Genomic DNA, 6,951 nt, shown 5'->3' on the forward strand with positions numbered 1-6,951 from the left:
GGATCGCCCTGGCCTAGAATTGACCAGGCATTCTGGACAGAAGGGCGTGGTCGGCGGCTTTCCATTCCCGTCCATGGCGTCGCAGACAATTTCCCAAGCACAGATGAGGATGTTCAACCGGATGACGGTTCTGAGTATCAGAATGATCGGTGATCCCGTACTACGGACGCCTGCGGCGCAGGTGACCGAGTACGGTCCGGACCTGGCGCGGCTGGTGCAGAACATGGTAGAGACCATGCATAGCGTGCGGGGTGCAGGGTTGGCGGCGCCCCAGGTCGGTGTCGGCTTGCGGGTTTTCACTTATGCCGTTGACGGAGAAGAAGGTCATGTCATCAATCCGCGGCTGACGGCTTCCGGCGGGCTGCAGGCCGACGATCAGGAGGGCTGCCTCTCTGTGCCGGGCATCGGGTTCCCACTTCCGCGCGCCGAGGAGGTCCTGCTCAAGGGATTCAGCGTGACCGGAGAACCGGTGCAACTCAACGCCACGGGGATGCTTGCGCGCTGCTTCCAGCATGAAACCGATCATCTTGATGGGCGTCTTTACATAGATCGTCTGGCGGGCGAGGACCGCCGCAGCGCCATGCGCGCTATCCGTAACGGACGCTACAGCGACGTCACTCTCGACACCGTATCCAAGCGGTCCGGAAACGTCGGATCAGCGTTCGGCATGAAAGCGTCCCTGCCGGGCAGCCAGGGCGCCGGCGCATGAGAATACTTTTCGCCGGAACGCCTCAGGTGGCAGTGCCGTCCCTGAATGAGCTTCGTTGGGCCGGCCATGAGGTCGCCGCCGTGCTCACACGGGCGGATGCCCTTGTGGGGCGGAAGAAAGTCCTCACGCCGAGTCCCGTTGCCCAGGCTGCAGCCGAGGCAGGTCTGGAGATCATCAAGGCAAACCGTATCGACGAGCCGGTTGTTGAGCGCTTGAAGGCGCTGGACCTGGATGCTGCGGTGATCGTCGCATACGGCGGCCTTGTTCCACCCGCAGCGCTGCAACAACCCCGGTTTGGTTGGATCAACCTCCACTTCTCCCTGCTGCCGTCCTGGCGGGGTGCGGCACCCGTGCAGCACGCGCTGATCAACGGGGATGACATCTCGGGGGCATCCACGTTCCTTCTCGAGGAGGGCCTGGACACCGGGCCGGTGTTCGGGACAGTGACGGAGCCGGTCCGTTCCGAGGACACTAGTGGCGTCCTCCTGGAACGCCTGTCTCAGAGCGGCGCGGTACTTCTTTCCCAGACGCTTGCCGCGCTCGAGCAGGGACGCGCAGTCCCTGTTCCCCAAAGCGGCGAAGTGTCCCTCGCTCCCAAGCTCTCGAGCGCCGACGGAAGAATCCGTTGGTCTGATCCGGCCCTCGCAATCAAGCGCCGGATCAGCGGTGTGACACCGGAACCCGGTGCATGGACCTTGCTGGACGGACAGCGCGTCAAGCTCGGAGTAGTTCTTCTTCATCCCGACATCGGAGAGATTCCTTCGGGCCGCGTTCGTGAAAGGGACGGGGCCGTGCTCGTGGGGACAGGCTCGCATGCGGTCCAACTGACGGAGGTTCAACCTGCAGGCCGTTCTATGCTCGCCGCTGCCGAATGGTTCCGCGGAACTCGCCGAGAGGATCTGATTTTCGAATGACACCTGAATACCGGTCCGGAGAATCAAGCCGTCGCAATGAGCGGGGACGCGAACGCAACAGGTCAGGTGAGCGTAAGTTCTCCGCGACCGCACCGGGAGAACGCACCCGGCGGGCGGATCCGGCCCGCCTCGTGGCTTTCGAAGTCCTGCGGGCTGTCGCGGCAGACGACGCCTATGCGAACCTCGTGCTGCCGACCAGCATCCGCAAGCATCGCCTTGGCCGTCAGGACGCAGGCTTCGCCACCGAATTGGCTTACGGGGCTCTTCGCGGTCAGGGCACGTATGACGCCATCCTCTCGCTGTGTGTCGATCGTCCGCTTGCGCAGCTTGATCCGGCTGTCCTTGATGCGCTAAGGCTAGGCGTCCACCAGTTGATGGCAATGCGCGTCCCCCCGCACGCAGCACTTGACCAGACGGTGGGGCTTGCCAGAGCCGTCATTGGAGCCGGACCATCTTCCCTGATCAATGCCGTACTTCGGAAGGTTTCCCGCAAGTCCTTTGCTGAGTGGCTAGACATGCTCACAGAGGGGGTTGAGGACCCTGTCCGCGTCAGTTCGCTGCGCCATAGCCACCCGGAATGGATCGTCCGCACCATGCGGCAAAGCCTCGTGAATCACGGGCGTTCCGTCGTCGAGATCGACGACCTGTTGGCTGCAGACAATGCCGCGCCCGTCGTCAACCTGGTTGCATTGCCGGGTATCGGAGAACTTGACGGAGCGCTGGAAGCCGGTGCCCGCGCAGGCGAGCTGGTGGCGGATTCAGCGTTGTTCGCCGCCGGCGACGTCGGCCGGCTTGAGTCAGTTCGATCCGGCCGAATCAGAGTGCAGGACGCCGGATCCCAGCTGGTCGCGCGTGCCCTGGCCGCCGTCGAGGTTGATCATCCTCCGGAAGACGGCGAAGAGTGGCTTGACCTGTGTGCCGGTCCGGGTGGTAAGTCGGCCCTGCTGGCCGCGATCGCCGCCCAGCGCGGTTACAGGCTCGTAGCAAACGAACCAGCCGAACACCGTGCAGCGCTCGTCCGGCAAGCCCTTGCCGCAGTGGATCCGGCCGTATGGAGCGTACGTGTGGGTGACGGGCGCAGCATCGGGGAATCCTACCCTGGGGGATTCGACCGCATCCTTGTCGACGCGCCGTGCACCGGTCTGGGTGCGCTCCGCCGCAGGCCTGAGGCCCGTTGGCGCCGCCAGCCCTCCGATCTCGCGGAACTGGGACCCCTGCAGCGGGCTCTGCTCGCGGAGGCCCTCGAAACGGTTCGTCCGGGCGGTGTGGTGGCCTATGTCACCTGCTCGCCGCATCCCGCAGAAACTACGGCCGTCGTTCAGGACAGCCTCCGCGACAGGGACGGTTACGTGCTTCTGGACGCGGGCCAGGTGCTGGATGGCGTGAGCAAGAGCGGTTCACTCCACGCGGGCCATGAGTCAACGGCGCAACTGTGGCCGCACGTACACGGTACCGATGCCATGTTCCTCGCCCTGATTCGACGGGCAACCTAGCGTTCGAGTCCCGACGGTTCACCCCCAAAGAAAGGTCGAACATTGAGAACCTGCTGCATTCACCCAAGCATCCTGTCGGCGGACTTCGTCAACCTGCAGTCCGAACTCGGACGCATTTCCACTGCGGACGCCGTGCACGTGGACGTCATGGACAACAGCTTCGTTCCCAACCTCACGCTCGGGCTTCCAGTTGTGAAACGGATTCAGGCAGTGAGTCCCGTCCCGCTGGACGTGCACCTCATGATTGACGACGCCGACCGCTGGGCCCCTGAGTATGCCGCCGTGGGTGCCGCTTCAGTCACATTCCATGCCGAAGCGGCTCGGGCACCGATCAGGCTGGCACGGGAATTGCGTTCAGCAGGCACACGCGCGGGTATGGCTCTGTGCCCCGCTACCGCCGTCGAGCCCTATCTGGACATGCTCGGCGAGCTGGACATGCTGCTCATCATGACAGTGGAGCCCGGCTTCGGGGGACAGTCTTTCCTTGATGTGACGCTTCCCAAGATCCGGCGGGCGGCCGAGGCCATCCGCGGCTCAGATTTGCCGCTTGTCATTCAGGTCGACGGGGGTATCACGAAGGACACCATAGTCCGCGCAGCCGAAGCCGGAGCTACGGTTTTCGTGGCGGGGTCTTCGGTCTATGGTGCAGAAGATCCCGCGGAGGCCATCGCGGGGCTCCGGCGGGCAGCGTCTGACCAGCACACCCGGTAGGCATTAGGGCTTAGGCCGGCGGTATGCCGGTCAGGGTGATACGCAGCGCCCGCGTGTCGGCAGCCGCCTGGCGGAGCACGTCCTGGCGTGGGTCGGGTACGGGCAGGAGAGGCAGGCGGGGGAGACTGCGGTAGGCAGCCAGTCTCGCGTGCCCAAGGCACTCGGAGAAAAGCTTTGCGTCGCCGCCCGGCTGTAGGCAGGCAGGATGGTCCGCGTCGAAGAGGACAGCCGCCCGCTCTGCTGCGGTATCGACCAGTGCATCAGCCTGGTTGGCCCTTCGCCGGGCGAACCGCTGCTGGGACCAGCCGCCGGCGGCGGTACGTGACTGGACATAGCGGGTGCCGTTCTTCGAAGCGATGAGGGCTCCCTCCCTTGCAATCCCGACGCCGTAGCCGCCGCGCCGGATCAGGAGCACACCTACGGTGACTGGAACCGACGAAACCCGGATCAGTGCTTCAATCGCCGGCTGCGGCTCGGACGGCATCGGTTCACTGAAGACCTCACTCCGGCTGAGAACAGCAAGGGGAGCGGCGATCTCGGCCCTGCACCCATTTGCGGCCCGCAGGACCACAACGCCGGCCTTGCGATCGGCGTGTTCTGCAGAGAAAGTTCCGTTTCGCTCGCCGAAGCGCTGCACCCAGCCGGCCAGGCGCTCGGGCGTGACCAGCACCGACCGTTTGTCCTGCACGTCGCTTCCTTTCGGACCTGTGGGCATTGGGTGTCAGAGGTTCACAGTAGCCTTGGCACTGTGAACGACCTATTCAGCCTCGACTCCGACGGCTATGGCGAGCCGGCTACCGCCTCGGGGACGGAACGCAACCGGCCACGCAGCCCGCTGCCGGTGCGGATGCGCCCGCGCACGGTCGATGAAGTGGTTGGGCAGCAGCACCTCCTCGGTGTGGGGTCTCCGCTTCGGACCTTGGCGGCAGGGGAGCCGGCCGCACGCACGGGAGCTCCAACGTCCGTCATCCTTTGGGGGCCGCCCGGTACAGGAAAGACCACGCTGGCGCATGTCATTGCGCGCGGTCAGGGCCGCAAATTCGTCGAACTGTCTGCAATAACCGCAGGCGTCAAGGACGTCCGCCGGGTGATGGATGAAGCCCTGTCCAACCGGGACCTGCACCGCATCACAACAGTTCTTTTTCTGGATGAGATCCACCGTTTCAATAAGGCGCAGCAGGATGCGCTGTTGCCCGGCGTCGAGAACGGCTGGGTAGTACTCATTGCGGCCACTACGGAGAACCCGTCGTTCTCGGTTGTCTCCCCGCTGCTGTCCCGTTCCCTTCTGCAGACGCTGAAGCCGCTCACTGAAGAGGACATCAGTGCACTGCTGCAACGCGCCGTGGAGGACCCGCGCGGCCTGGCAGGAGAAGTCGCGCTCGAGGAGGATGCGCTGGCGCACCTGGTGAGGTTAGCCGCCGGCGATGCCCGTCGGGGACTGACGGCACTTGAGGCAGCTGCCGGCGTCGCATGCTCCGCGGTATCGGAACAGGGACCGGACGAGGATGAAGACGAGGAAGCGGAAGAGGCATCGGCGAGCGAAGGAGCCCACCCTGGACCTGTCCGCATCACGCTCCAGCATGCCGAAAAAGCTGTTGACGTCGCTGCCTTGCGCTATGACCGCGCAGGGGACCAGCACTATGACGTGGTCAGCGCCTTCATCAAGTCCCTGCGCGGTTCAGATGTGGATGCCGCGCTGCACTACCTGGCCCGCATGCTGGAATCCGGCGAAGACCCCCGCTTCGTGGCACGCAGACTGATGATCTCCGCGGCGGAGGACGTCGGGATGGCAGATCCCACTGCGCTCCAGACAGCGGTTGCAGCGGCACAGGCCGTTCAGCTGATTGGAATGCCGGAGGGCCGCATCATCCTCGCGGAAGCTGTCGTGCATATTGCCACCGCACCGAAGTCAAACGCCGCCTACAACGGAATCAATCGGGCTATCGCCGATGTTCGGGCGGGAAAGGGGCAGGGCATACCCGCGCACCTTCGGGACGCCCACTATCCCGGCGCACGGCAACTGGGCCACGGGAAAGGGTACGTTTATTCACACGATGAACCCCATGGAATCGCGAGCCAGCAGTATGCACCGGATGACCTCGTGGGCACCGACTACTACGTTCCGACTGACCGGGGTACCGAACGGACAGTTTCCGCGCGGCTGGAGAAACTTCGCGCCATTATTCGGAACCGCTGAGCACTGCTAGGATAGTGCGTTGACTGGCAAGTCGCGGCTCATCCATGCCCGCTACCCGCAGATCTGAATTTTCTCAGATCCCTTGGGCAGCAGCACCAGTGAGAACCCGCGGACTGTAGTACCGGAAAAGCGGCCCCTTCCGGCTCTCCGAACGTGGAGGCCAGCGACACCAAAGAGCTCGCGGCGTTCGCCGTCGTGAGCTGCTTCGCCGCAAAACAGTGAAAGGTAAACGTGGCTAACAACACACGTGCCCGCCGCAAGGTCCGCATCTCGCGGGCCCTCGGCATTGCTCTGACCCCGAAGGCCGAGAAGTACCTGGAGCGTCGTCCGTACGCACCGGGACAGCACGGCCGCTCCCGCCGCAAGCAGGACAGCGACTACGCAGTACGCCTGCGCGAAAAGCAGCGTCTGCGCGCGCAGTACGGTATCCGCGAAGCGCAGATGGCCCGCGTCTTCGAAGAGGCCCGCCGTACAGCTGGCCTGACCGGTGAGAACCTCATCGAACTGCTCGAAATGCGCCTTGACGCACTTGTGCTGCGTGCGGGTTTCGCACGCACCAGCGCCCAGGCACGCCAGCTCGTGGTTCACCGTCACATCATGGTCGACGGTGCACGCGTGGACCGTCCGTCGTTCCGCGTCAAGGAAGGGCAGCTCATCCACGTGCACAGCCGCAGCGAGACCATGGTTCCGCTGCAGGTTGCCGCAGCAGGCGCTCACCGCGATGTGCTTCCGGCAGTTCCCGCGTATCTTGACGTTCAGATTGAGAAGCTCCAGGCCCGCCTGGTCCGCCGCCCCAAGCGCTCGGAGGTCCCTGTGACCTGTGAAGAGCAGCTCGTGGTGGAATACTACGCCCGCTGATCCAACGCCGAATTCGGCGTGTCGGCAGTACAACTGAACATCAGTTACCCAAGAGCCCGCGGCGCACGC

The 6,951-nt window shown here is 64.4% G+C and carries 7 protein-coding genes; 6 read left to right on the forward strand and 1 reads right to left on the reverse strand.

The window, feature by feature from the left end; all coding sequences use genetic code 11:
- The first annotated feature begins 121 nt into the window (after positions 1-121).
- The 4 genes from def to rpe are packed head-to-tail and all read left to right on the forward strand — an operon-like array spanning position 122 to position 3,827.
- Positions 122-709 (forward strand): peptide deformylase, encoded by a 588-nt coding sequence (def, locus tag ABFX19_RS09980; protein ID WP_346028231.1) that lies wholly within the window; start codon positions 122-124, stop codon positions 707-709.
- A complete protein-coding gene (gene fmt, locus ABFX19_RS09985; protein WP_277357302.1) occupies positions 706-1,623 on the forward strand; it encodes a methionyl-tRNA formyltransferase in 918 nt (305 codons plus the stop codon). Before def ends, fmt begins: the two co-directional genes overlap by 4 nt.
- Positions 1,620-3,116, forward strand: coding sequence for an RsmB/NOP family class I SAM-dependent RNA methyltransferase (locus ABFX19_RS09990; protein ID WP_346028232.1), 1,497 nt, complete (start codon positions 1,620-1,622; stop codon positions 3,114-3,116). Before fmt ends, ABFX19_RS09990 begins: the two co-directional genes overlap by 4 nt.
- Before the next feature lie 42 nt (positions 3,117-3,158).
- Positions 3,159-3,827: a ribulose-phosphate 3-epimerase gene (gene rpe, locus ABFX19_RS09995; protein ID WP_346028233.1), complete on the forward strand. Its 669-nt coding sequence runs from the start codon at positions 3,159-3,161 to the stop codon at positions 3,825-3,827.
- 10 nt (positions 3,828-3,837) lie between these two features.
- Here rpe and ABFX19_RS10000 read toward each other — a convergent pair whose 3' ends face one another.
- The gene (locus ABFX19_RS10000; protein ID WP_277357304.1) at positions 3,838-4,515 is read right to left on the reverse strand and encodes an acVLRF1 family peptidyl-tRNA hydrolase; all 678 of its coding nucleotides are present in this window, start codon (positions 4,513-4,515) and stop codon (positions 3,838-3,840) included.
- Between the two features lie 60 nt (positions 4,516-4,575).
- Here ABFX19_RS10000 and ABFX19_RS10005 point away from each other — a divergent pair, with 60 nt between their 5' ends.
- Positions 4,576-6,024, forward strand: a complete 1,449-nt coding sequence (locus ABFX19_RS10005) for a replication-associated recombination protein A (protein ID WP_056549409.1) — start codon at positions 4,576-4,578, stop codon at positions 6,022-6,024.
- A 231-nt stretch (positions 6,025-6,255) separates the two neighbouring features.
- Complete coding sequence (gene rpsD / locus ABFX19_RS10010) at positions 6,256-6,882, forward strand: 30S ribosomal protein S4 (RefSeq protein WP_056549410.1); 627 nt, start codon at positions 6,256-6,258, stop codon at positions 6,880-6,882.
- Positions 6,883-6,951: the final 69 nt, after the last annotated feature.

This window comes from Arthrobacter parietis (genome assembly GCF_039530425.1).
In the GTDB taxonomy this organism is placed as follows: Bacteria; Actinomycetota; Actinomycetes; order Actinomycetales; family Micrococcaceae; genus Arthrobacter_D; species Arthrobacter_D parietis.